Raw genomic sequence first — 22,579 nt, forward strand, 5'->3', positions numbered from 1 at the left:
ATCTCTCGGTGTGCGGCAGGCATCAGCGGCTGCGCGGGTCGAGAGCGTCGCGGAGTCCGTCGCCCAACAGGTTGAAGGCGAGGACAGTCACGAAGATGGCGAGGCCGGGCACGATCATGAACTGCGGGTCGACCTCGTAGTAGGTGACCGCTTCCCTGAGCATGCCGCCCCAAGAAGCCTGCGGGGGCTGGATACCGACCCCGAGGAAGCTCAGGGACGCCTCGAAGAGGATGTTGGTCGGGATGAGCAGCGTCGAGTAGACGATGATCGGGCCGACCAGGTTGGGCAGCAGCTCCCGGAACACGATGTAGGGGCCCTTGGCGCCCATGCCCCGGGAGGCGTCCACGAATTCCCGCTCGCGCAGGGCGAGCGTCTGGCCTCGGACGATCCGGCCCAGGTAGGGCCAGTTGAAGAAGCCGATCACGAAGATCAGGACGCAGAGGTGGAGCGGAAGCCCTTCGAGGCCGAACGCGCCGCCCTGGAGGGTGGCGGAGATGGCGATCGCGAAGAGCAGGAGGGGGAAGGCGAGGAAGGTGTCCATCAGCCGGCTGATGATCGCGTCGACGCGCCCGCCGTAGAAGCCCGCGACGACGCCGAGGATCGCGCCGATCACGTTCGACAGGATGGTCGCCCCGAAGGCGACGACCAGCGACACCCAGGAGCCCTCCAGGAGGCGGGTGGCCAGGTCGCGCCCGAACTTCGGGTCGACACCGAGCGGGTGGTCCGCGCTCATGCCGCCCATGCCGCCCTTGGGGAGCGAGGTGTTGGCGTCGATCAGGTCCTGGTTGAAGGCGTTCGGGTCCAGGCCCAGCATCGACTGGATGGGCCGGGCCAGCACGGCCAGCAGGATGAGGAGCAAGACGATGACACCGCCGGCGACCGCCACCTTGTCGCGCTTGAAGCGCGTCCAGGCGATCTGTCCCAGGGAACGGCCCTCGATCTGCCCCTTGCCGGCTCCGGCAAGCACAGCCTCTGGCTGCGCTTCCGTTGCCGCCGCGGTGGTCTCGATCGGTGCGGTCACAGTGACCCGACCCCTCTCGCCGGTGGTGACCGGCCTACGACTGCCGCTGTCTGCGGCTTGGTTCACTTGCTCGCCGGGAAGTTGACCGCAGATGGTGCGGTCCGATGACCCGGCTGATGATTCGGCTTGCACTCGCTCACAGGATCGATGACCCCGTGTCTGATGGGCGAGTCTTCAGTGCCGCCACGATCAGTTGCCAGGCCTCATGGAGAAACTATGCGCAACCGTGATGCTTGTTGGGGGATTCCGTTATCCGAACACTGGGTAACGGGAGCCGGACGACTGCCAATTGACCGCGAAGAATCCATAAGAGTCTTTTTGGTCGGAAGTCCCGCCAAAACGGGACAATCGGCACATGCTTCGGCTTCCCCGCAGGTCAGCAGCATGAGACCCACGCCACGTGAAGGCCGTGTGCAGAGTCATGATGCCAGCCGTTCTCGCACGGGCATGCGAGAGGTCCGGGATTCGGGACGCTCTCAGTACCCGCCGCGGGCCGGCGGATAGCCGTAACCGCCCGCTGTCGGGACCTGCGCCGGGGCCGCGTGCGCCTCACGGTCGTAGAACGGGCGTGCGTTCGCGCGCAGCCACATCGCCACCGGGTCGAACTCGTCCGACATCGCGACGGTGGAGACCGGCAGCCCGTCCGGGACGGCGCCGATCGACTGCTGCATCATCGCCCGCACCGAGTCGACGGCGGGCGGTGACGTGTCGTACACGTCGAGGCCGATGGCCAGATACGGCGCCCCGAGCGCGGGTTGGACCCAGGCTCGGCGCAACGACCGTACGGCCGGGGTGAGATGGGCGTTCTGGGTGATCAGGGCGTAGAACTGCGGGATCTCGATGGCGGGTTCGGACAGCCGCAGCGGACCCGCCGGCTGGCGCTCCAGACCCGTGGCGATCCGGCGCAGATCCAGCCAGGGCACGCCGAGGCCCCCGCCCGGGGCGTGCGGATTGAGCCAGAGCCCGAACTGGTCCGGGTACAGGGTGCGGGCGACGTCCAGGCCGTCCACGACCTCGTAGCTGCGGTTCCAGCCGCTGGCCGAGAGTTCCTGGGCCGAGGTGACGCAGGGCGCGTACCCGAAGCCGTCCACCGGCATGTTCCCGTACTGGGCGTCGGGGGAGCCGGCCTGGCCGTGCCACAGCAGCATCCACACCTGGCCGGACGACGGGGTCGCGAGCGCGCGAAGGAGCGCCTCGTAGGCGTCGTAACGCCCGGGAGTCACCTGGCGCAGCATGTGCTCGACCTGCCCGGCCGCGGCCGTGCCCGACGCGCTCACCCTCAACCGCCCCTTCGCGAACAATTCACGACGAACTCATCCCTTACGCCCGAGGCACCGGTCCGATATGCGTCAACACCTCGTCCAGGCCATGAAACCAGCTTATGCGGCGATCGTGCTCCGCCGGGGGAAGCAGTCGAGAGCCGGGACCGCCCCCGCGGGCCCGCAGAGGGCCCGGCGGGGCCGGCGCGCGGGCGCTCCTGGCGGGCGTCGTTCAGTGACCGTGCTGGTAGAAGGGGCGCACCTGGGCCCGCATCCAGTCGCCGACCGGGTCCTGCGCCACGTCGAGAAGAACCAGGTTCACCGCGATGTTCACCGGGACCCGGCCGAGGGCGCGGCCCAGGGCGTCCAGCGGCACGGCGCGGACGTCGCCCTCCCACATCGAGAGCTCGACGCCGATGAACATCACCGGTTCGTCGCCCTCGATGCTGGCGAGACAGCGACGGGCGCTCAGGACGACGCCGGTCGCGGCGAACTCCGCCGAGGCCGCGGCGAGGAAGTCCATCGGATCGTCCTGCCAGTCGGGCTCGAAGAGCCGCACGCGGCCCCCGCTGGAGGCCCCGTCCAGCTCGGACCGCCCGGCCCGGCACAGCTCGGCGACGGCCATCGGCGGCAGCGGTACGCCGACCACACCGTCCGGGTTCACCGCGAGGCCGACCTGCGGCGGAAGCCCGCGGGCGAACTCCACGGCGGGCGCGATCGTGAACGACATGTGACTGCCGACGACCTGGCGGAACTGCTCCTCGGAGCTGAAGACGGGGACGTACACCTGGCCCCCGATGTCCATCGTGGGCAGATCGAGCGCACCGCTCTGCGGTCCGCCGCCGTTGGGCAGCGGCACCCACACGAAGCTGCGGCCGAGCACCTCGACGATGCGAGCGCCCGCCGAGGGGCCCGCGGGCATGCCGAGGGAGGCGGACAGCACCTCCTCCAGCTCGTTGCCGGGCCAGCCGCCGTGCGGATGGGGGTGCGCCTGTGCCGGAAAGTCCATCTGTCTACCGCCTGCTTCGAACCGTTGTTCCGGCTGGAAAGGTTAGTGGGCCACCGCCACCGGTCAGTGGCCGAAGTCGATCCTGCGCAGCACGTCCGCCGCGTCCCGGTCGATCAGCACCGCCGAGCCGCAGCCCTCGGGCAGGTCTCCCCGCTCGGCGGCCCGCAGCAGCCGGGCGGCCGCGCCGCGATGGCGGGCGAAGGCGTAGCGCGACACGCCCCGGCCGCGCTCGCGCTGACCGTCCAGCGCGGTGCCCGGCGTGACGTCGAGCAGCAGCAGGTGCAGCGCGCCGCCGCGGCGCCGGGCCTCGCGGACGAGCCAGCGCCGCACCCAGGCCTGCGTGCCGCAGTCGTGCACGACGAGTCCGCCGCCCTCGCGCAGGGCACGGCGCAGGCCGGCGTAGTGCGCGAGGCGGACCAGGGGGCGGTAGAGCGCGTACGGCAGCAGCCCGGCCATCCGGCCGTCCCAGCGGTCGCGGGTGTCCTGCGAGTCGACCCGCGGGCCCCGCACCGCCCGCCGCATCAGCGTCGACTTGCCGCTGCCGGGCAGTCCGGTGACCACGACGAGGTCGCGGGCCCCGAAGCGGAGACCGTGCGGACTGTGCCCGACCCGGTCGCGCAGATCGCGCACGACGGCCGCCGGAAGCGGTCCGCGGGCCTTTCGGGCCGGTGCGCCGGCCTGCTCGGGCAGTGCGAGACCCGTGGCCGTCGCGTACGCCGTGGTCCTGTTCACCGTGACCGTCCTCCCCTTGGACGTGGAGTCCCATCTCCGTCGAGTGTAAAGAGAAGGTAATGCCCGGCGCTTCCCATTTCCGTGCGCGGACTGCCACAGCCCCGTCACAGATGACGGGCTGCCGCGATCGGGGAACGCGTGCGATGATGGCCGCGCCAACTGCATACCGGCCGCTTGAATCCGCGCGGGAGAGTCCTGGGTACGTGTACCCGGGCGCCGAAGGAGCAAGTCCCTCCCTTGAATCTCTCAGGCCCCGTTACCGCGCGGGCGAGGCACATCTGAAAAGCGGGCCGCTGAACCAGTGGCCCCACCCAAGGTGCAAATCAGGACCACCGTTTCGTGGTGTCTTGATGAACCTCTCAGGTTCCGATGACAGATGGGGAGGAACGACCTCGCCGTCATGCCTTGGGAGCCAGACCGATGAGCAGCAACGCACCCCGTCACACCGCGCTCGATGCCCTGCATCGCTCGCTCGGCGCGACCATGACCGACTTCGCGGGCTGGGACATGCCGCTGCGCTACGGCTCGGAACGCGACGAGCACGTCGCCGTCCGCACTAAGGCCGGGCTCTTCGACCTCTCCCACATGGGCGAGATCACCGTCACCGGCCCCGAGGCGGCGGCCCTGCTGAACCACGCGCTGGTCGGCAACATCGCCACCGTCGGCGTCGGACGCGCCCGCTACACGATGATCTGCCAGGAGGACGGCGGCATCCTGGACGACCTGATCGTCTACCGGCTGGCCGAGTACGAATACATGGTCGTCGCCAACGCCTCCAACGCCCAGGTGGTGCTGGACGCGCTGACCGGGCGAGCGGCCGGTTTCGACGCCGTCGTGCGCGACGACCGTGACGCCTACGCGCTGATCGCCGTGCAGGGCCCCGAGTCCCCCGGCATCCTCAAGGCGGTCACCGACGCGGACCTCGACGGCCTGAAGTACTACGCGGGCCTGCCGGGCACCGTGGCCGGTGTTCCGGCCCTGATCGCCCGCACCGGCTACACAGGCGAGGACGGCTTCGAGCTGTTCGTCGCCCCCGCCGACGCCGAGAAGGTGTGGCAGGCCCTCACCGACGCGGGCACCCCGGCCGGTCTCGTGCCCTGCGGTCTGTCCTGCCGCGACACGCTGCGCCTGGAGGCCGGCATGCCGCTGTACGGCCACGAGCTGACCACCGCGCTGACCCCCTTCGACGCCGGCCTCGGCCGGGTCGTGAAGTTCGAGAAGGACGGCGACTTCGTCGGGCGCGCCGCGCTGGAGGAGGCCGCCTCCCGTGCCGAGCAGAACCCGCCGCGGGTCCTCGTCGGCCTGATCGCCGAGGGCCGCCGGGTGCCGCGCGCCGGGTACTCGGTCGTCGCCGACGGCAAGGTGATCGGCGAGATCACCTCCGGCGCCCCCTCCCCCACGCTGGGCACGCCGATCGCGATGGCGTACGTCGACGCCGTGCACGCCGCGCCGGGCACCACCGGTGTGGGCGTCGACATCCGGGGCAGCCACGAACCGTACGAGGTCGTGGCGCTGCCGTTCTACAAGCGCCAGAAGTAGCACCGGGCCGGCCGGACCGGACCGGCAGGACACCGATGCCCGCCGGGCGCCGGTCCTGACGGGTGGCGCCCGCCGGGCCCCTGGACGTGACCCTGGGCACATCCGCCCGGTCACCCACGCTTCCCTCCATCAGCACTCCACCGCGTACAGGAGAATTCAGGCCATGAGCAACCCCCAGCAGCTGCGTTTCAGCAAGGAGCACGAGTGGCTGTCCGTCGCCGAGGACGGCGTCGCGACGGTCGGCATCACCGAGTTCGCGGCCAACGCGCTCGGCGATGTCGTCTACGCCCAGCTCCCGGAGGTCGGTGACACGGTGGCCGCGGGCGAGTCCTGCGGCGAACTGGAGTCGACCAAGTCCGTCAGCGACCTGTACTCCCCGGTGAACGGCGAGGTCGTCGAGGCCAACCAGGACGTCGTGGACGACCCGGCCCTGGTCAACTCCGCCCCCTTCGAGGGCGGCTGGCTGTTCAAGGTGCGCGTCGCGGGCGAGCCCGAGGACCTGATGTCCGCCGACGAGTACACCGCCTTCACGGCCGGCTGAGGAGTCACCGCATGTCGCTCATGAACACCCCCCTGCACGAGCTCGACCCGGACGTCGCGGCCGCCGTCGACGCCGAGCTGCACCGCCAGCAGTCGACCCTCGAGATGATCGCCTCGGAGAACTTCGCTCCGGTCGCCGTCATGGAGGCCCAGGGCTCGGTCCTGACCAACAAGTACGCCGAGGGCTACCCGGGCCGCCGCTACTACGGCGGCTGCGAGCACGTCGACGTGGCCGAGCAGATCGCCATCGACCGGGTCAAGGAGCTGTTCGGCGCCGAGTACGCCAACGTGCAGCCCCACTCGGGCGCCTCCGCCAACCAGGCCGCGCTGTTCGCGATGGCCAAGCCCGGCGACACCATCCTCGGCCTCGACCTGGCCCACGGCGGTCACCTGACCCACGGGATGCGGCTGAACTTCTCCGGCAAGCAGTTCAACGTGGTCGCGTACCACGTGGACGAGGCCGGCCTGGTCGACATGGCCGAGGTCGAGCGGCTCGCCAAGGAGCACCGCCCGAAGGTGATCATCGCGGGCTGGTCGGCGTACCCGCGCCAGCTCGACTTCGCCGAGTTCCGCCGGATCGCGGACGAGGTCGAGGCCCTCCTGTGGGTCGACATGGCCCACTTCGCGGGTCTGGTCGCAGCGGGTCTGCACCCGAACCCGGTCCCCTTCGCGGACGTGGTCACCTCCACCACGCACAAGACGCTCGGCGGCCCCCGCGGCGGGATCATCCTCGCGAAGCAGAGCTTCGCGAAGAAGCTGAACTCCTCGGTCTTCCCGGGCTTCCAGGGCGGTCCCCTGGAGCACGTGATCGCCGCCAAGGCCGTCTCGTTCAAGATCGCCGCCTCGGACGACTTCAAGGAGCGCCAGCAGCGCACGCTGGACGGCGCGCGCATCCTGGCCGAGCGCCTGGTCCAGGACGACGTGAAGGCCGTCGGCGTGGACGTCCTGTCCGGGGGCACGGACGTGCACCTGGTCCTGGTCGACCTGCGCAACTCCGAGCTGGACGGGCAGCAGGCCGAGGACCGCCTCCACGAGGTCGGCATCACGGTCAACCGCAACGCCATCCCGAACGACCCGCGCCCGCCGATGGTCACCTCCGGTCTGCGCATCGGCACGCCCGCCCTCGCCACCCGCGGCTTCACCGCCGAGGACTTCACCGAGGTCGCGGACATCATCGCCGAGACGCTGAAGCCGTCCTACGACACGGAGTCCCTGAAGGCCCGGGTGTCCGCTCTGGCCGACAAGCACCCGTTGTACCCCGGCCTGATTTAGTTTCGTAGGCTTTCCGTCATATGTTTTTCACCCGTACGGTCTGTATTCGTACGGGCATCCGGGGCACCGCGCCACACTGGAAGCAGAGCGCGGTGCCCCGTTCCGTGCAGTTACCCGCAGTCACGCACCACCTCCGTCGGACAACGGCGTCCGGCGAAACCAGCAAGGAGTTCCCGTGGCCATCTCGGTCTTCGACCTGTTCTCGATCGGCATCGGCCCGTCCAGCTCCCACACGGTGGGTCCGATGCGCGCCGCGCGCATGTTCGCCCGGCGGCTTCGCAACGAGGACCTGCTGGCCCCCGTCGCGTCGATACGCGCCGAGCTGTACGGCTCACTGGGCGCGACCGGCCACGGCCACGGCACCCCCAAGGCGGTGCTGCTTGGCCTGGAAGGCGCCTCCCCCGCGACGGTGGACGTGGAGGGCGCCGACGAGCGGGTCGAGCAGATCAAGGCCTCGGGGCGGATCAACGTGCTCGGCGAGCACGAGATCGGCTTCTCCTTCGACGACGACCTCGTCCTGCACCGCCGCAAGGCCCTGCCGTACCACGCCAACGGCATGACGATCTTCGCGTACGACGCCTCGGGCGAGCTCGTCCTGGAGAAGACGTACTACTCCGTCGGCGGCGGTTTCGTGGTCGACGAGGACGCGGTCGGCGAGGACCGCATCAAGCTCGACGACACGGTCCTGAAGTACCCGTTCCGCACGGGTGACGAGCTGCTGCGGCTCGCCAAGGAGACCGGTCTGTCGATCTCCTCCCTGATGCTGGAGAACGAGCGGGCCTGGCGCACCGAGGAGGAGATCCGTGAGGGGCTCCTCGGGATCTGGCGTGTGATGCAGGCGTGCGTCTCGCGCGGCATCACCCGGGAGGGCATCCTGCCGGGCGGTCTGCGGGTCCGCCGCCGTGCCGCCCTCTCGGCGCGCCAGCTGCGGGCCGAGGGCGATCCGCTGGCCCACGCGATGGAGTGGATCACCCTCTACGCGATGGCGGTCAACGAGGAGAACGCGGCGGGCGGCCGGGTGGTCACCGCCCCCACCAACGGCGCGGCGGGCATCATCCCGGCGGTGCTGCACTACTACATCAACTTCGTGCCGGGCGCCGACGAGGACGGGGTCGTACGGTTCCTGCTCGCGGCCGGGGCGATCGGCATGCTGTTCAAGGAGAACGCCTCCATCTCGGGCGCCGAGGTCGGCTGCCAGGGCGAGGTCGGCTCCGCCTGCTCGATGGCGGCCGGAGCCCTCGCCGAGGTGCTGGGCGGAAGCCCGGAGCAGGTCGAGAACGCCGCCGAGATCGGCATGGAGCACAACCTCGGCCTGACCTGCGACCCGGTCGGCGGCCTGGTCCAGATCCCCTGCATCGAGCGCAACGGCATGGCCGCCGTGAAGGCCGTCACGGCCGCCAGGATGGCCATGCGCGGCGACGGCTCCCACATGGTCTCCCTCGACAAGGTCATCAAGACCATGAAGGAGACCGGCGCCGACATGAGCGTCAAGTACAAGGAGACGGCCCGGGGCGGGCTCGCGGTCAACATCATCGAGTGCTGAGCGGGCGGCAGCGGCGGTCTCGGCCGGTACGTCTGCGCTGCTGTCTCTGACCCGCGGCCCCGCGCCGTCGGCCAGGCCGACAGCCTGCCCACCCGCCCGGCCTGCCGCTCCATTTTCCATCCGGCCGGCCCGGCCGGCCCGCCTCCGGGTCAGTCCGGGCAGTCGTCCTCCGGGACGAAGGCCGGAACGGGTGCCGGGACGGGTGCGAGTGCGACAGCCCGGGCCGGGGCGGGTGCCGGGCCGACCAGCACGTCGCTGCGGGGGGAACGGGCCTTGTCGGGCGGGAGCGCGGTCTGTCCCGGGGTGGCCTCGGCGTCCGGGTACAGCAGGGCGTGGCGTCTGCGGGCCTCCGCCGCGGCCTCCGCGCGCGGCACCAGGGTGTGTTCGGCCCGGCCGTCCGCCGGCAGGGTGGTGACCAGGCACAGGCCGCCGAGCAGCCGTGCCTCCCGTACGTGCCGGGCCGCGCCCCGCGCTCCGGCCGGCACCGCCAGACACACCTCGCCCTCGGTGTCGAACTCGGTGACCGTCAGGCCCTCGGCCCGCAGCCGTCCGCCGGCCGAGCGGCGTTCCCGGCCGGACCGGAAGGACCACACGTCGCTGTCCTTGCGCACGACGACCACGGCCGCAGCGGGACCCGTCCCGACGGCCGTCCCGCCCTCCGGATCCCCGCTCCAGGGAAAGGGCCGGCACAGCAGCCGCACGCCCGCGCGCTCCGCCCAGTCCACGGCCCCCTCGTGGACGACCTTGGCGCCGTGACGGGACATCCGGCGCACTCCCTCATAGCTGATCCGGGACAGGGTGCGGGCCTCCGGAACGAGGTAGGGGTCGGCGGTGCACACCCCGGGCACGTCGGAGAAGAGCTCGCAGGTGTCAGCGCCCAGCGTCGCCGCCGTCGCCACCGCGGAGAGATCCGAGCTGTTGCGGCCCAGCATCACGGTCCGCCCGGCCGCGTCGAGCGCCTGCCCGCCGGGGACGACCGCGACCGGGCAGTCGGCCAGGGTGCCGGACAGCGCCTCGGGACTGGCCGAGATCAGCTCCGCCCGGTCCCCGGGCCCCTGGGCGAGGAGCCCGGTGGCCGCCGCCGGCACCGGGCACCCGGGCACGCCCTCGGCGTCGAGCGCGGCCGCGAGCAGGGCGACGCTCACCGTCTCGCCCGCGGTCAGGAGCATCGCCGCGGCGAGGGCGGGCGGGTCGGCGGCCAGGGCGTCCAGGGTCTGCTGGAGCCTGCCCGTCGTACCGGACATCGCGCTCACCACGACGACCAGCGGGCGCTTCTCCTCGGCATGGCGGCGCGCCGCGTACCGGGCCACGCGACGGTAGCCGTCGAGGTCGGCGAAGGCGGAGCCGCCGAACTTCAGCACCAGCGGCCGGCGCTCCGGCGCGGGACCGTCCGTCATCCCAACCACCCGTTCTTCATGGCCAGTTCGACGATCTGGAGCGCGTTGAGCGCGGCCCCCACCCACAGGTTGTCGGCGACCACCCAGAACGCGAGGGCACGGTCGTCCTCCGGCTCGACACGGACGCGTCCGACGTGGACCAGCGCGCGGTCCTCGCGCCGGGCGAAGACGGTACGGGGCATGGGGTACGAGGGGCTGTGGGCGCGGCGGTGGACGCGCAGGCCTGGCGTCTCGGCCAGGGCGTCCTCGACCGCCGCGGTCGTGACCGGCTCGCGCAGCCGCAGGTGCGCGGCCTCGGAGTGGCAGTCGAAGACCGGCACCCGCACCGCGGTGGCGCTCACCCGCAGATCCGGCAGGCCGAGGATCTTGCGAGGTTCGCGGACCAGCTTGCGTTCCTCGTGGGTGAACCCGTCCTCGTCCTGGAGCCCGATCTCGGGAACGAGGTTGAAGGCGAGCGGCTGCCCGAAGCGTCCGCCGGGGGCGCCCTGGGCAAGGGGGTCGTCCAGGACGGCCCTGGATCCCTCCGCCAGTTCCCGCAGACCGCGCACCCCGCCGCCGGACGCCGCCTGGTAGGTCGCCACCACGACGCTCTCCAGACCGGCCAGTTCGTGGACCGGGTGCAGGGCGCGCACCAGCTGGATGGTGGAGCAGTTGGGGTTGGCCACGAGGCCGGACGCCGGCCGGTCGTCGAGCGCACCGGGGTTGACCTGGGGCACCACGAGCGGGATGTCGGGGCGCATGCGGAACGCCGAGCTGTTGTCGACGACCAGTACCCCGGCCGCGGCCAGCCGCTCCGCCTCCCGGGCGCTCACCTCGGCGCCCGCCGAGAAGACGGCGACGTCCAGAGCGCTGGGGTCGAGACCGTCGAGGGTGACCAGGTCCGCCAGGGGCAGGGACAGTCCCAGTTCGGAACCCAGGTCCCGGCCGACGCTGCGGGCGGATCCCACGGGCACCACCTGTTCCACGGGCACGATCCCGCCGTCGAGCAGGGCCAGGCATTCCCGGCCCACCGCTCCGGTGGCGCCCACTACCGCGATGCGCAGCATTCCCGTCCTCCTGTCGCCCCGCGCGGGGCTCAGTACGTGGTCGTGTCCGGTAACCGGCCCCTGAAGGCCCGCCGGTACGCGTTGGGAGTGGTGCTGAGGAAGTGCACGAACTGGTACCGCAGGGCGGCCGCGTTGGCGAATCCCGTACGGGCCGCCACGGCCTCCATCGTCTCGTCGGTGTTCTCCAGCAGCCGCTGGGCGCTCAGCACCCGCTGGGCCAGCAGCCACCGGTAGGGCGTGGTTCCCGTCTCCGCCCGGAAGCGGCGGGCGAACGTGCGCGGTGACATGCAGGCCCGCGCGGACAGCTGCTCGACGCTGATCTCCTGGTCCAGGTTCCGTTCCGCCCAGGTCAGCACCTCACGCACACCGTCCTCCCCGTACTGCGCCACCGGCCGTTCGATGTACTGGGCCTGGCCGCCCTCCCGGTGCGGGGGTACCACCATGCGCCGGGCGATGGCGTTGGCCACGTCGCTGCCCTGGAGCTTGCGCACGAGGTGGAGGCAGGCGTCGATTCCCGCGGAGGTGCCGGCCGAGGTGAGGATCGGATCCTCGTCGACGTACAGCACTCCCGGCTCGACCCGGGCCTTGGGATAGCGCTCGGTGAGCGCCCCCGCGTACCGCCAGTGGGTGGTGCAGCGGCGTCCGTCGAGGAGCCCCGCCGCGCCGAGGACGAAGGCGCCGACGCAGACGCTCACCACCCGGGCCCCGCGGGCCACCGCCTGGCGCAGGGCCTCCAGCAGAGCTGGCGGAAAGTCCCGGGTGTGGAAGTCGTCCCCGACCGGGATGGCGATGAGGTCGGCCTCCTCCAGCCGGTCGAGGCCGTAGGGCGTGCTGATGGTGAAGCCGGGCACCGCCCGCACCGAAGGGGATTCCGCGGCGACGAGCGCGAAGTCGTAAGCGGGCAGCCCCTCTTCACGGCGGTCGATCCCGAACACCTCACATACGACACCCAGCTCGAAGGGATGGACGTTGTCGAGCAGGACCGCGGCTACGTTCTTCAGCATGTTTTCCAATGTGGCAGTAATACATGGTGTTCTGACAGTCCCGCCGCTGTCGTATGGCCGGATCGGCGCTCATACTCACGGCATGGACCCGGAAGCCGGTTGGGATCACTCATCCGCGCTCATGGGTGGGAGACATCGTCGACGGGCTGGCCGATGGACACGATCCCGCTGCGGATGCCCATGACGACGGCTTGTGTCCGATCGGACGCGCCGACCTTCATGAAGACCGCGGACAGATGGTTCTTCACCGTCTTCTCGGATATGCCGAGCGCCTTGGCCACCTGACGGTTCGAATTCCCCTGGGAGATGAGCACCAGAATCTGACGTTCGCGGGCCGTCAGCACGGCGAGGGCCTGCCGTGCCCCCGGCGATTCCCCGGCGGGCGGCGGGGCGGCGGCGGCACCGCGGCGGCCGTCGGCCCGTAAGTCCTCGATCAGCTGTTCCTGGGCCTCCAGGGCGTCCCGTGCCTCGCCCAGGGCCTTGTGGACCTTGGCGACGCCCTCGGCCAAGGCCGTCACGGGCTGGGCCGGTGCCCCGCAGACCGTGCAGCACTGCCGGGTCCTCAGTTCCTCGACCGAACCGCGCACAACAGGCGACATCAGATGATCTCCCTCCACCGAGGTGAATTGACCGAACCGCTCTTCTCCGTAGGACCGAGGACGTGCGGAATGACCGGCGTGCCACATCAGGAAGGAAGCTGTGCGTGGATCGCCACCGTCTTGCACCTCGTGTATTCACGCAGCGCCTCCAGTCCCTTCTCCACTCCGATTCCCGAGCGCCGGTAGCCGCCGAACGGAAGCTCGACCCCCCCGGCCGCGCTGTAGTTGTTCACGAACACCTGCCCCACCCTCAGCCGCTGGGCGAGCCAGTGCGCGCGGGTCACGTCGGACGTCCACACTCCGGCGGCCAGTCCGTAGGTGGTGTGTTCCGCGAGTGCGACCGCTTCCTCCAGCGAGTCGAAGACCGATACGCACAGCACCGGACCGAATATCTCCTCGTTGAACACCCGCTGTTCCGGGGTCACTTGATCGAGAATGGTGGGCTCCACGAAGAAGCCCTCGGCATACGCCTTCCCTTCGGGGACACCACCGCCCGTGCGCAGGACGGCGTCACGCCGGCCCTCGGCCACGTAACGCAGGACACGGTCGCGCTGTTTCGCGGAGATGAGCGGTCCCATGCCGGGATCGGTCATGCCCGGCCCGATGGTCAGGGCGCGGAACCGTTCGACGAGCGCGTCCACCAGTTCGCCGTGCACGGACCGGTGGACGAGCAGCCGGCTGCCGGCCGAGCAGTTCTGTCCCGCGTGCTCGGTGATCGACTCCACGATCTGCGGCACCGCGCGGGCGGCGTCGAAGTCGGGCAGCACGAGGTGCGGGGACTTGCCGCCGAGTTCCAGGGTGACGGGCACGATGGTGCGTGCCGCCGCGGTCATCACGGCTTCGCCGACCTCCCGTGAGCCGGTGAAGGCCAGCCGGTCCAGGCCGGGGTGCGCGGCGAGCGCGGCGCCCGCTTCGGCTCCGAGGCCCGGCACGACGTTCAGCGCTCCCGTCGGGAGTCCCGCTTCCTCGGCGATGCCGGCCAGTCTCAGCGAGGTCAGGGGCGCGTCCTCGGCCGGCTTGAGGACACAGCAGTTTCCGGCCGCGAGGGCGGGCGCCAGGGTCCTGGCCGCGATCTGGAGCGGATAGTTCCAGGGGATGATGTGCCCGCACACTCCGTAGGGCTCGCGCAGTGTGAAGGCCGGCCGGTCCGGCTGCTGCTGGATGGTCTCGCCGCCGAGCCCTTCCACGGCGTTGGCGTAGAAGTCGAAGTAGCGGGCGGCGACGTCGGCGTCGGCCAGCGACTGGCGCAGCGGCTTGCCGGTGTCGAGCGTCTCCAGCGCGGCGAGTTCCTCGCGCCGGGCGCGCAGGATGTCGGCGATGCGGCGGCAGACCCGGGAGCGCTCCACCGGCGTCGTGAACCGCCACACGCTCTCGTGGGTGTGCCGGGCCGCTTCCACCGCGGCCCGGACCTCCGCCGGGCCGCAGCGCGCGACCCGTGCGACGGTGCGGGCGTTCGAGGGATCGAGGACGTCGATCCACCGGTCGGTCGGAACCTGCTTCCCCGCGATGACGGCCGGGTGTTCCGGTATCGATGCATCACTCACGGGTGCATCCAGCTCCTTGGCGTGGGGGGCGCGCTTGTCCGGTGTGTCAGTGGGTCATCGAACCGGCGATGACCCGTTCGAGATCACGTGAGGCGACGTCCCGCGGACAGCACACGAGCAACCGCCGCTGTTTGAGCGCGCCTTCGACGAGTCCGGGGAGGTCCTTCACGGAGTAGCCGAAGTCCCGCAGCCCGGTGGGTCCTCCGGTGTCCGTCACGATGCTCAGCAGCGTGGCCGGAAGCACGTCCGAACCGTTCGCCGCCGTCACGCCGGCGAGGTTCGCGCCGAGCAGCTCGGCCGCGCGCAGATGACGTTCGGGGGCGGTCGGATAGGTGAACTCGAAGGCCGCGGCCGCGGTGGAGACGACCGCCGCCCCGTGCGGCACCATGGCGTGGTCCACCTCGTACCCGTCCGGCCGGTAGTCCCGCACCATCCCCGCGACGGGATAGGCGCAGGCGTGCGGGATGTGCGTTCCCGCGTTGCCGAATCCCATCCCGGCGAAGCTCGCCGCCCGGCTCATTCCCGTACGGGCCTCCAGGTCGTCGGAGTTGAGCACGGCTCGCCTGAGATAGCGGCCGACCAGTTCGAGGGCCTGTTCCGCCCACACGTCACTGATCGGATTGGCGCCGATGTACAGCGGCCGGTCCCCGGGCGTGGCGTACGGGGGGCGCCGGTCGTAGGCGCGGGCCGTGTACGACTCGCAGGCGTGCGTCAGGACGTCGTAGCCCGAGGAGGCGGTGACGGCCGGGGGCAGGGTCAGGGTGTTCGCCGGGTCGACGAGTGCCAGGGAGGGCATCAGCCGCAGGTCGCTGATGCCGGTCTTCACGTTCAGGTCCGTGACGCCGAGGGCGACCATGGCGGTGCACTCGCTGCCGCTGCCGGCCGTGGTGGGCACGGCCACCAGAGGCTTGAGCGGGCCGGGAATCCGGGCTCCGGCGCCGATCGGGGCGTTCAGGTAGTCGCGCACCGGTCGTCCCGGGTGGCTGAGCAGCAGGTTGAGCATCTTGGCGGTGTCGATCGAGCTGCCGCCGCCGAGACCGACGTAACCGTCCACCTGGAGGGTCTCCAGTTCGCGGGCCGCCTCGGCGACGCTCGTGTCGGTGGGTTCCACCCGGGCCCGGTCGAACAGCGTGACCGAGATCCCCTCCTGCTCGATGTGCTTGGCGACACGGGCGGGCAGGCCGAGGCCGGCCAGGACGGGATCGGTCACCAGCAGCACCGACTCGACGCCTGCTCCGCGCAGTGCGTGTCCGATCTCCCCCGTGGCGCCGACACCGAATTTCAGTGGTGGAGCCTGCCAGGCGACTATTCGTTCCTGCTCCGGAGTCCGACCGCCCCACCCGAGCGATTCCACAGTCCGTCCCCGCCTTCATCGACTTGACTCGGAATTCCGACCGAGAAAATGACATGACGAACGGCGACGCGCACCCAGACGTCTCGGCCGACCCGGCGAATCGACGTCACCTTCACACAGAATTTCGACCAGGCGTGGGCCACAGTAGCCAGTCCCCCTTGCTCCCGCCATAGGTCCCTTGCCCTATGACAGAAACGGCTCAATCACAACCACTGGCGCATATCGGAAGTCAGCGGATCAACACCCCTGCTCCGGCCTCCGCGCCGGCCCGGCCGCACGCTCGTCCCCGGGCGCCGACTGGCAGTAAATCGTGGTTGCGTGTCAGTTCCGCCACTGTCGCAGGAGGGGTCCCGGCCAGCAGAGTTGAGTCATGAAGTCCACTGGGCGGCGGTACGTGATCGTCGTAGACGGCTACCACATCAGGGACGGCGACGACCGGGGCTTCGCCAGCGCCTTCCGGGCCAGGGGCGTGCTGCCGGTCACCGTCATGAGCACTCCACAGCCACTGGCGAAATTCGTCAAGAAGAACATCTGGTACCCCGACGACTTCGAGGCCGTCCACTATTTCGACGGCGACTTCGAAGCAATGGCAAAGCTTGTGGAATCTTATGATCCGGTGGCGATCGTCACCGGCAACGAGAGCGGTGTCGAATTCGCCGCGCGGCTTGTCGAACGTCTCATGCCGCAGTTCCAGAACGTACCCGGCAGTGCGAAATCCCAGCGTCACAAAGGGGAGATGGCGCTCGCACTGGAACGCGCCGGAGTGTCCGGTCCGCGCACCCTGTCGACCGCCGACCCCGCGGAGGCCGCCGCCTGGATCGAGGCGAGCGGCCTCACCGGCCGGCCGCTCGTCCTGAAGCCGCCGCACAGCGCCGGGACGGACAATGTGCACTTCGTGCCGGCCGGCGGCGAGTGGCTCGGCCACTTCACCCACATCCTCGGCCAGGTCAACGGGTTCGAACTGCGCAACGACACCGTGATCGTGCAGGAGTTCCTGGAAGGACCCGAGTACATCGTCGACCTGTACTCGGTGGACGGGCGGCACGGACTGGTCGACACCTGTGTCTACGCCAAGCACGACCGGGGCCCCCGCATCGGCATCTACGACGTCGCCGACTTCCTGGCCCCCGACCACCCCGACGTGGCGCTCCTCGCGCCCTACGTGATGCGCGCGGCCGACGCCGTCGGCATCCGCAACGGCTCCACCCACGCCGAGGCGATCATGACACCGGACGGGCCCCGCCTGGTGGAACTGGCCGCCCGCTACTCGGGCAGCTGCATGATGATCTCCGGGTCCCTGGCCACCGGCGACAACCAGATCGAGCGCACCGTACGGCACGTCCTCGACGGGGAGTTCGTGCCGTCGTTCGACCTCGTCAGGGAGGTCCGCACGCTCTGGCTCTGCTCGGACCTGGCCGGCCCGGTGCGGAACATGGAGATCCTCAGGGCGATCGCCGACCTGCCCACCACGCACTCCATGTCGATCCCGCCCGAGGGCCGGGACATGCCGCTCACCAACGACGTGACCACCAGTCTGGGCTGGGTCGTCCAGGGCGCGGACGACTGGGACGCCATCGAGAAGGACTCGGCCCGCATCCGTGAGCTGGAACGGACGTGGAACGCGGCCCGGACCGAGGACGCGGCCGGCGAAAGGGGGAACGCCTGACATGCCGGGCCAGTCGTTCGGGGCCCATGTACCCCACCTCCTGCTCATCTGTCCGCGCCACGACATCCTGGGAAAGTTCGTCGGCCTGCCGGTCGCCCTCACCGTGGTCCACCGGCCCGGCGGCGACCGGGAGCTAGAGGCCTCCCTCGCCCTCGCGGTGGTCGACGCCGACTTCACCGACCCCGACGCCCTGCTCGCCGTCGCCCGCGAGGTGCACGCCCGGCGCCCGGTGGACGCGGTGCTCGGGCTCACCGAGCTCTCGCTGCGCCCGGCGAGCGTGGTGGCCGAGGCGCTGGGCGCGCGCGGCAACCCGCCCGCCACGCTCGCCCTGACCCAGGACAAGGCGGCCATGCGTGCACACCTGCGGGAGCACGGCCTGGGCGCGGTGGCCCACCGGGTGTGCACCGGCGTCGACGAGGCCCGTGAGCTGCTCCGCGGCTGTCCGGCCGGGGTGATCCTCAAGCCGGTCGACGGCAACGGCGGCACGGGCGTGCATCTCGTGCGCAGGGAAGGGGAGTTGGATCGGGCGTGGGCCTGGACCAGCGGTGCCAGAACCGGTTTCGCCTGGCCGCAGGGCGAGTCCGCGTCCCGGGTGCTGGCCGAGGAGTTCCTGACCGGCCAGGAGTTCAGCGTCGAGTCGCTGTCGGCCGCCGGACGCCACCAGGTCCTCGCGGTCACCCGGAAGCACACCTCGGGCGCCCCGCACTTCGTGGAGACCGGCCACGACCTGCCCGCGCCGCTGCCGCCCGACCGGTACGCGGCGGTCGTCGAGGCGGCGCTGCGCGCCCTGGACGCCGTCGGCTACGCCTGGGGTCCCTGCCACACCGAGGTGATGCTCGCCGAGGACGGCGAGCGCGCCACCGTCGTCGAGATCAACGCCCGGCAGGGCGGCGACCAGATCTGGGAACTCGTCCATCACGTCACCGGCGTCGACATGCTCCAGGGCGCCGTCCTCGCTCTCGCCCACAGCGTCCTGCCGGGGCCGGCCACGGGCCACGCGGGCGGCGCCTCGATCCGCTATCTCACCCCCCGGCCGGGCCGGGTCACCGAGGTGACGGGGGTGGCCGAGGCCAAAGCCATGGAGGGCGTCATCCGCGTCGGCGAACTCCCCCTCGTGGGAGCCGAACTGGCCGCGCTCGGCGACTCCTGGAACCGGGCCGGACATGTCGTCGCCGCGGGCCCCGACCCCAAGGCCGCCGCCGACGCGGCCGACGCGGCGGCCGCCCGGATCGTCGTCCGCACCGACGGGGAGGCCACGCGATGACCTCCGAGAAGGGAGACGGGGTGACACTCGCCGGGAACTCCGCGGCGCGGGCGGAGCACGCCCCGGGGACGCGGCCCGGCCGTTTCCTCGCGGGCCGGGGTCCGGCGTACGTCGTCATCCTCGGCCGCTTCACCACCAACATCGGCTTCTTCATGGTCGTGCCCTTCCTCGCGGTGCACCTGACCAAGGACGAGGGGCTGAGCAGCTTCCAAACCGGTCTGCTCTTCGCCGTCATGGAGTTCACCCGGCGCGGGCTCGGCATCCCGTCCGGCTGGGTCAGCGACCGCTTCGGCGCCGCCCGGATCCTGGCCCTGGGTCTCGCCGTCGAGGCGGGCGCGTACCTCGTGTTCACCGGGGCGGGCGGCAGCTTCGCGGTCTGGGCCGCGGCCGTCGCGCTGCTGGGGGTCGGCGGCTCCCTCAACAACAACGGCGCCCGCAGCGTCCTCGCCTCCAGCAGGTCCGGCGGGGTCGCGGCGAACCTCAGCCGCTACTACGTGTCCATCAACGGGGCCGCCCTCATCGGCCCGCTGATCGGCACCGCGCTCATGGCGGCCGGCGCGATGAGGGCCGGGTTCCTCATCGCGGCCGCGCTGCACCTGGGGTTCGCCGTGACCTCCGCGGTGCTGCTGCGCGGTCTGCACGCCTCGAACGCGGCCCCCATCAGGCCCGCCGCCATGGCCGAGGCGCTGCGCGACCGCCCGCTGATGGTCTTCTGCTCGCTCGCGGTCGGCGGCTGGTTCCTCATCACCCAGTACCGGGTCGCGCTGCCGCTGACCGTCGTCCACCAGAAGCTCTCCTCCGACCTGGTCGGCCTGTTCACCGCGGGCAACGCCGTCGTGGTGATGCTGACCGTGTGGCTGCTCGGCTCGCGTGTCGAGAAGCGCTCCACGATCGGCCGTCTCGACCTGTTCGCCGCCTCCGGGGTGCTCCTCGGCGGCGGCTGGCTGCTGTGCTCGGTCGACGGGATCAGCCCGGTCGTCGCCGCCGTCATCGTCACCTCGATCGGCGAGTCGCTGTTCTGCGGTGTGGTCGACGCGGTCGTCGCTGGCCTCGCGACGGAGGGCCGTACCGGCCTGTATCTGGGCTACTCCACGATGGCCTGGGGCGTCGGCGGCATGCTGGGCGGCTTCGTCGGCGGCGGCTTCGACCTGGCCGCCGGCCATGGCGCGCTGCCGCTGTTCTGGCTGGTGCTGGCCCTCGTGGGGATCGGGTACGGGGCGGGCACCCGGGTGGTGCGCCGCTCACTGGCCGAGGCGGTGGACCGGCGCCGGGCCACCCCCGGACCCGCCCCTGACGGCACGCCGTCCCCGTCCGGCTGACCGCCCTGCCCCGCCGTACACATCCGCGCGCCTTGGGCGCCCGTACGCAACAACCCGGAACACACCCCCGAACACCGACCGAGAAGGAGGCCGCATGCCGCCCAAGGAGTTGCGCGCACGGGTGCGCGAACTGATGGGCCGGGCCGAGGAGGACCTGCGGGACCTGGTCGCGCACCGGTCCGTCGCCGACCCCCGGCAGTACCCGGTGGAGGAGTGCGAGAGTGCCGCGGCACTGGTCGCCCGGCTGTTCACCGAGGCCGGCGTCCCCGGGACGCGACTGCTGGACACACCGGACGGCAGCAAGGCCGTGTTCGGTCATCTGCCCGCCGCCCCCGGCCTGCCCACCGTCCTCCTGTACAGCCACTACGACGTCCAGCCGCCGCTCGACGAGCCCGCCTGGACCACCCCGGTCTGGACCCTGACCGAGCGCGCCGACGGCCGCTGGTACGGGCGCGGGGCCGCCGACTGCAAGGGCAACATCGTCATGCAGCTCACCGCGCTGCGGGCGCTCGGCGACCTGACCCGGCTCGGGGTGGGCGTCAAGGTCATCTCCGAGGGTGCCGAGGAGCAGAGCACCGGCGGCCTCGCCACCCTGATCCGGGAGAACCCCAAGCTCCTCTACGCCGACACCGTCCTGGTGTGCGACACGGGCAACTCCGAGGCCGGGGTGCCCACGACGACCACCGACCTGCGGGGCGTCGTCCACGCCACCGTCACCGTGCGCTCACTGGCCGGTCCCGTGCACTCCGGGTCGTTCGGCGGTCCCGCGCCCGACCCGCTCAACGCGCTGATCGCGATGCTCGCCACCCTGCACGACGCCGACGGCAACACCACCGTGGACGGCCTCGACAACAGCGGGCGGTGGCAGGGCGCGGAGTATCCCGCCGAGCGTTACCGCCGTGACATCGGGATACGCGACGGCGTCCGTCTGGTGGGCGACGGCAGTGTGGCGGACATGCTGTGGGCCAGGCCCGCCCTGACCGTCGTCGGCATCGACTGCCCCCCGGTGGTCGGTTCGGCGCCGGCCGTGCTCGGCGAGGTGACCGCCAAGATCAATCTGCGCATCCCCTACGGAACCGAGCCGGACACCGCCTGGGAGGCGCTCAGGGCCCATCTGGCACAGGCCGCCCCCTGGGAGGTCGAGGTGGAGACCGTACGGATCTCCTCCAGCCGCCCCTTCCGGGCGCGCACCGACGGCCCCGCGTACGCCGGGCTGGCCGAGGCGCTGCGGGAGGCCTTCGGGCGGGAGCCGACGACGGCGGGGCAGGGCGGCTCGATCCCCACCTGCGACGCGTTGCAGGAGACCTTCCCGGACGCGGAGATCGCGCTGATCGGCGTCGAGGAGCCCCAGTGCCTCATCCACGCCCCCGACGAGAGTGTGGATCCCCAGGAGATCGAACGCATGGCGCTCGCCCTCGCGCTCTTCCTGGAGTCGGCGGGAGAGCGGTCATGACGGAACTGACGGAGCGTCAGGTCTCTTTCACCGAGGCCGACATGGCGGACCACCTGAGCCGGCTCGGCCGGGCGGCCCCCGACCTGCACGCGTGCGTCGACCCGGAACGGGCCAGGGCCTCGGCCCGGCTGCTGGCCGGGGCCACCGACGTCAGGGACGACTTCGGCGACGACGGAGCCGGCGGCCGGGGTTCCTCCTACATCCGGGCGCAGGCCCGCAACCTCACCGCACGCGCCCGGGGCATCCACCATCTGCTCTCCCTGGTGCCGGCCCGGGCCGACCGCCGGCCCTCCGTCGTCGTGGACGTGCTCGGCGGCGACGGACTGGTCCGCAAGGTCGCGGACGCCCGCCGCCTGACCGGCCTGTCCGTGCTGACCTGCGACGCCTCCCCGTACATGGTGCGCGCCGCCTGGGCCGCGGACTGTCCGGCGCTCGTGCAGCGCGCCGACCGGCTGCTCATGCGCGGCGACAGTGTCGAAGCGGTCCTCGTCGCCTACGGATCGCACCACATCGCCGCCGAGGACCGTGCGGAACTCGTCCACGAGGCGTACCGGGTGCTGCGGCCCGGCGGTGTGCTGCTGCTCCACGACTTCCTCGTCGGGTCCCCGATGGACACCTGGTTCCGGGACGTGGTCGACCCGTACTCGCGGACCGGGCACGCCTTCGACCACTTCACCCGGGAGGAGTTGTGGGGCTACCTGACGAAGGCGGGCTTCGCGCCGGGTGAGGTGACCGAGATGGCCGATCCCTACGTCGCGACCGCGGCCACGGCGCGGGAGGCCGAACTGGAGCTGGGACGCTACCTGCTGGACATGTACGGCCTGGCCGGGATCGAACGGGGGCATCCGACGGACGCCGCCCGCCACACCGTGGAGCTGGCCAGGACAGTCTTCCGCGACAAACGTGCGGACGGCTCCCTGGAGACGCTCTCGGTCGAGTACGACCCCTCCGCCCGGTCCTGGACGTGCACGGTCCCGAGGACAGCCGTACTCGCGATCGGCCAAAAGGCCCGCTGAGG

General features: G+C 71.3%; 19 protein-coding genes and 1 riboswitch. Of the genes, 9 read left to right on the forward strand and 10 right to left on the reverse strand.

Annotation, left to right across the window (positions count from 1 at the left end; translation table 11 throughout):
• Positions 1-22: 22 nt before the first annotated feature.
• The 4 genes from ABZV42_RS28815 to ABZV42_RS28830 form a co-directional block, all read right to left on the reverse strand.
• Positions 23-1,021 (reverse strand): ABC transporter permease, encoded by a 999-nt coding sequence (locus ABZV42_RS28815; protein WP_355983405.1) that lies wholly within the window; start codon positions 1,019-1,021, stop codon positions 23-25.
• Positions 1,022-1,497: 476 nt separating this feature from the next.
• Positions 1,498-2,298 (reverse strand): enhanced serine sensitivity protein SseB C-terminal domain-containing protein, encoded by an 801-nt coding sequence (locus tag ABZV42_RS28820; protein ID WP_355983407.1) that lies wholly within the window; start codon positions 2,296-2,298, stop codon positions 1,498-1,500.
• Between the two features lie 214 nt (positions 2,299-2,512).
• On the reverse strand, positions 2,513-3,289 hold the full coding sequence (locus ABZV42_RS28825) for an enhanced serine sensitivity protein SseB (protein ID WP_355983409.1): 777 nt from the start codon (positions 3,287-3,289) through the stop codon (positions 2,513-2,515).
• A 63-nt stretch (positions 3,290-3,352) separates the two neighbouring features.
• Positions 3,353-4,021 carry an AAA family ATPase gene (locus ABZV42_RS28830; protein WP_355983411.1) on the reverse strand — a complete coding sequence of 223 codons (669 nt, stop codon included), beginning with the start codon at positions 4,019-4,021 and terminating at the stop codon, positions 3,353-3,355.
• A gap of 175 nt (positions 4,022-4,196) precedes the next feature.
• A riboswitch (glycine riboswitch) is annotated at positions 4,197-4,293 on the forward strand.
• A gap of 148 nt (positions 4,294-4,441) precedes the next feature.
• Here ABZV42_RS28830 and gcvT point away from each other — a divergent pair.
• The 4 genes from gcvT to ABZV42_RS28850 all read left to right on the forward strand — a co-directional run bounded on the left by gcvT (position 4,442) and on the right by ABZV42_RS28850 (position 8,915).
• Positions 4,442-5,560 carry a glycine cleavage system aminomethyltransferase GcvT gene (gcvT, locus tag ABZV42_RS28835; protein WP_355983413.1) on the forward strand — a complete coding sequence of 373 codons (1,119 nt, stop codon included), beginning with the start codon at positions 4,442-4,444 and terminating at the stop codon, positions 5,558-5,560.
• A gap of 163 nt (positions 5,561-5,723) precedes the next feature.
• Positions 5,724-6,101 (forward strand): glycine cleavage system protein GcvH, encoded by a 378-nt coding sequence (gcvH, locus tag ABZV42_RS28840; protein ID WP_355983415.1) that lies wholly within the window; start codon positions 5,724-5,726, stop codon positions 6,099-6,101.
• 11 nt (positions 6,102-6,112) lie between these two features.
• Positions 6,113-7,372: a serine hydroxymethyltransferase gene (gene glyA, locus ABZV42_RS28845; protein WP_356054237.1), complete on the forward strand. Its 1,260-nt coding sequence runs from the start codon at positions 6,113-6,115 to the stop codon at positions 7,370-7,372.
• Positions 7,373-7,547: 175 nt separating this feature from the next.
• Positions 7,548-8,915 (forward strand): L-serine ammonia-lyase, encoded by a 1,368-nt coding sequence (locus ABZV42_RS28850; RefSeq protein ID WP_355983419.1) that lies wholly within the window; start codon positions 7,548-7,550, stop codon positions 8,913-8,915.
• A gap of 149 nt (positions 8,916-9,064) precedes the next feature.
• On the opposite strand, the gene ABZV42_RS28855 is transcribed toward ABZV42_RS28850, so the two are convergent.
• The 6 genes from ABZV42_RS28855 to ABZV42_RS28880 all read right to left on the reverse strand — a co-directional run bounded on the left by ABZV42_RS28855 (position 9,065) and on the right by ABZV42_RS28880 (position 15,859).
• Entirely contained in the window at positions 9,065-10,312 is a 1,248-nt protein-coding gene (locus ABZV42_RS28855) for a hypothetical protein (protein WP_356054239.1), read from the reverse strand.
• Positions 10,309-11,358, reverse strand: coding sequence for an aspartate-semialdehyde dehydrogenase (locus ABZV42_RS28860; protein ID WP_356054241.1), 1,050 nt, complete (start codon positions 11,356-11,358; stop codon positions 10,309-10,311). Before ABZV42_RS28860 ends, ABZV42_RS28855 begins: the two co-directional genes overlap by 4 nt.
• A 29-nt stretch (positions 11,359-11,387) precedes the next feature.
• Positions 11,388-12,362: a helix-turn-helix domain-containing protein gene (locus tag ABZV42_RS28865; protein ID WP_355983425.1), complete on the reverse strand. Its 975-nt coding sequence runs from the start codon at positions 12,360-12,362 to the stop codon at positions 11,388-11,390.
• Between the two features lie 119 nt (positions 12,363-12,481).
• Positions 12,482-12,961 (reverse strand): response regulator transcription factor, encoded by a 480-nt coding sequence (locus tag ABZV42_RS28870; protein ID WP_355983427.1) that lies wholly within the window; start codon positions 12,959-12,961, stop codon positions 12,482-12,484.
• Positions 12,962-13,047: 86 nt separating this feature from the next.
• Positions 13,048-14,505 carry an aldehyde dehydrogenase family protein gene (locus ABZV42_RS28875; RefSeq protein ID WP_355983429.1) on the reverse strand — a complete coding sequence of 486 codons (1,458 nt, stop codon included), beginning with the start codon at positions 14,503-14,505 and terminating at the stop codon, positions 13,048-13,050.
• Between the two features lie 46 nt (positions 14,506-14,551).
• Complete coding sequence (locus ABZV42_RS28880; RefSeq protein WP_355983431.1) at positions 14,552-15,859, reverse strand: hydroxyacid-oxoacid transhydrogenase; 1,308 nt, start codon at positions 15,857-15,859, stop codon at positions 14,552-14,554.
• A 370-nt stretch (positions 15,860-16,229) separates the two neighbouring features.
• On the opposite strand from ABZV42_RS28880, the gene ABZV42_RS28885 reads away from it, so the two are divergent.
• The 5 genes from ABZV42_RS28885 (at position 16,230) to ABZV42_RS28905 (ending at position 22,577) form a co-directional block, all read left to right on the forward strand.
• Positions 16,230-17,525: an ATP-grasp domain-containing protein gene (locus ABZV42_RS28885; protein ID WP_356054243.1), complete on the forward strand. Its 1,296-nt coding sequence runs from the start codon at positions 16,230-16,232 to the stop codon at positions 17,523-17,525.
• Position 17,526: 1 nt separating this feature from the next.
• Complete coding sequence (locus tag ABZV42_RS28890) at positions 17,527-18,789, forward strand: ATP-grasp domain-containing protein (RefSeq protein ID WP_356054245.1); 1,263 nt, start codon at positions 17,527-17,529, stop codon at positions 18,787-18,789.
• Entirely contained in the window at positions 18,786-20,108 is a 1,323-nt protein-coding gene (locus ABZV42_RS28895; RefSeq protein WP_356054247.1) for an MFS transporter, read from the forward strand. The genes ABZV42_RS28890 and ABZV42_RS28895 overlap by 4 nt, the downstream gene beginning before the upstream one ends.
• Positions 20,109-20,202: 94 nt before the next feature.
• Positions 20,203-21,561 carry a dipeptidase gene (locus ABZV42_RS28900; protein ID WP_355983436.1) on the forward strand — a complete coding sequence of 453 codons (1,359 nt, stop codon included), beginning with the start codon at positions 20,203-20,205 and terminating at the stop codon, positions 21,559-21,561.
• Positions 21,558-22,577 (forward strand): methyltransferase domain-containing protein, encoded by a 1,020-nt coding sequence (locus ABZV42_RS28905; protein ID WP_356054249.1) that lies wholly within the window; start codon positions 21,558-21,560, stop codon positions 22,575-22,577. Before ABZV42_RS28900 ends, ABZV42_RS28905 begins: the two co-directional genes overlap by 4 nt.
• The last annotated feature ends 2 nt before the right edge of the window (positions 22,578-22,579 follow it).

Source organism: Streptomyces sp. NPDC005281, from assembly GCF_040607495.1.
Classification (GTDB): domain Bacteria; phylum Actinomycetota; class Actinomycetes; order Streptomycetales; family Streptomycetaceae; genus Streptomyces.

Coding starts and splice junctions, on each gene's coding strand:
- ABZV42_RS28825 (WP_355983409.1), bottom strand. CDS start 3,289: ATGGACTTTCCGGCACAGGCGCACCCCCATCCGCACGGCGGCTGGCCC.
- gcvT (WP_355983413.1), top strand. CDS start 4,442: ATGAGCAGCAACGCACCCCGTCACACCGCGCTCGATGCCCTGCATCGC.
- gcvH (WP_355983415.1), top strand. CDS start 5,724: ATGAGCAACCCCCAGCAGCTGCGTTTCAGCAAGGAGCACGAGTGGCTG.
- glyA (WP_356054237.1), top strand. CDS start 6,113: ATGTCGCTCATGAACACCCCCCTGCACGAGCTCGACCCGGACGTCGCG.
- ABZV42_RS28855 (WP_356054239.1), bottom strand. CDS start 10,312: ATGACGGACGGTCCCGCGCCGGAGCGCCGGCCGCTGGTGCTGAAGTTC.
- ABZV42_RS28860 (WP_356054241.1), bottom strand. CDS start 11,358: ATGCTGCGCATCGCGGTAGTGGGCGCCACCGGAGCGGTGGGCCGGGAA.
- ABZV42_RS28865 (WP_355983425.1), bottom strand. CDS start 12,362: ATGCTGAAGAACGTAGCCGCGGTCCTGCTCGACAACGTCCATCCCTTC.
- ABZV42_RS28870 (WP_355983427.1), bottom strand. CDS start 12,961: ATGTCGCCTGTTGTGCGCGGTTCGGTCGAGGAACTGAGGACCCGGCAG.
- ABZV42_RS28885 (WP_356054243.1), top strand. CDS start 16,230: ATGAAGTCCACTGGGCGGCGGTACGTGATCGTCGTAGACGGCTACCAC.
- ABZV42_RS28890 (WP_356054245.1), top strand. CDS start 17,527: ATGCCGGGCCAGTCGTTCGGGGCCCATGTACCCCACCTCCTGCTCATC.
- ABZV42_RS28895 (WP_356054247.1), top strand. CDS start 18,786: ATGACCTCCGAGAAGGGAGACGGGGTGACACTCGCCGGGAACTCCGCG.
- ABZV42_RS28900 (WP_355983436.1), top strand. CDS start 20,203: ATGCCGCCCAAGGAGTTGCGCGCACGGGTGCGCGAACTGATGGGCCGG.
- ABZV42_RS28905 (WP_356054249.1), top strand. CDS start 21,558: ATGACGGAACTGACGGAGCGTCAGGTCTCTTTCACCGAGGCCGACATG.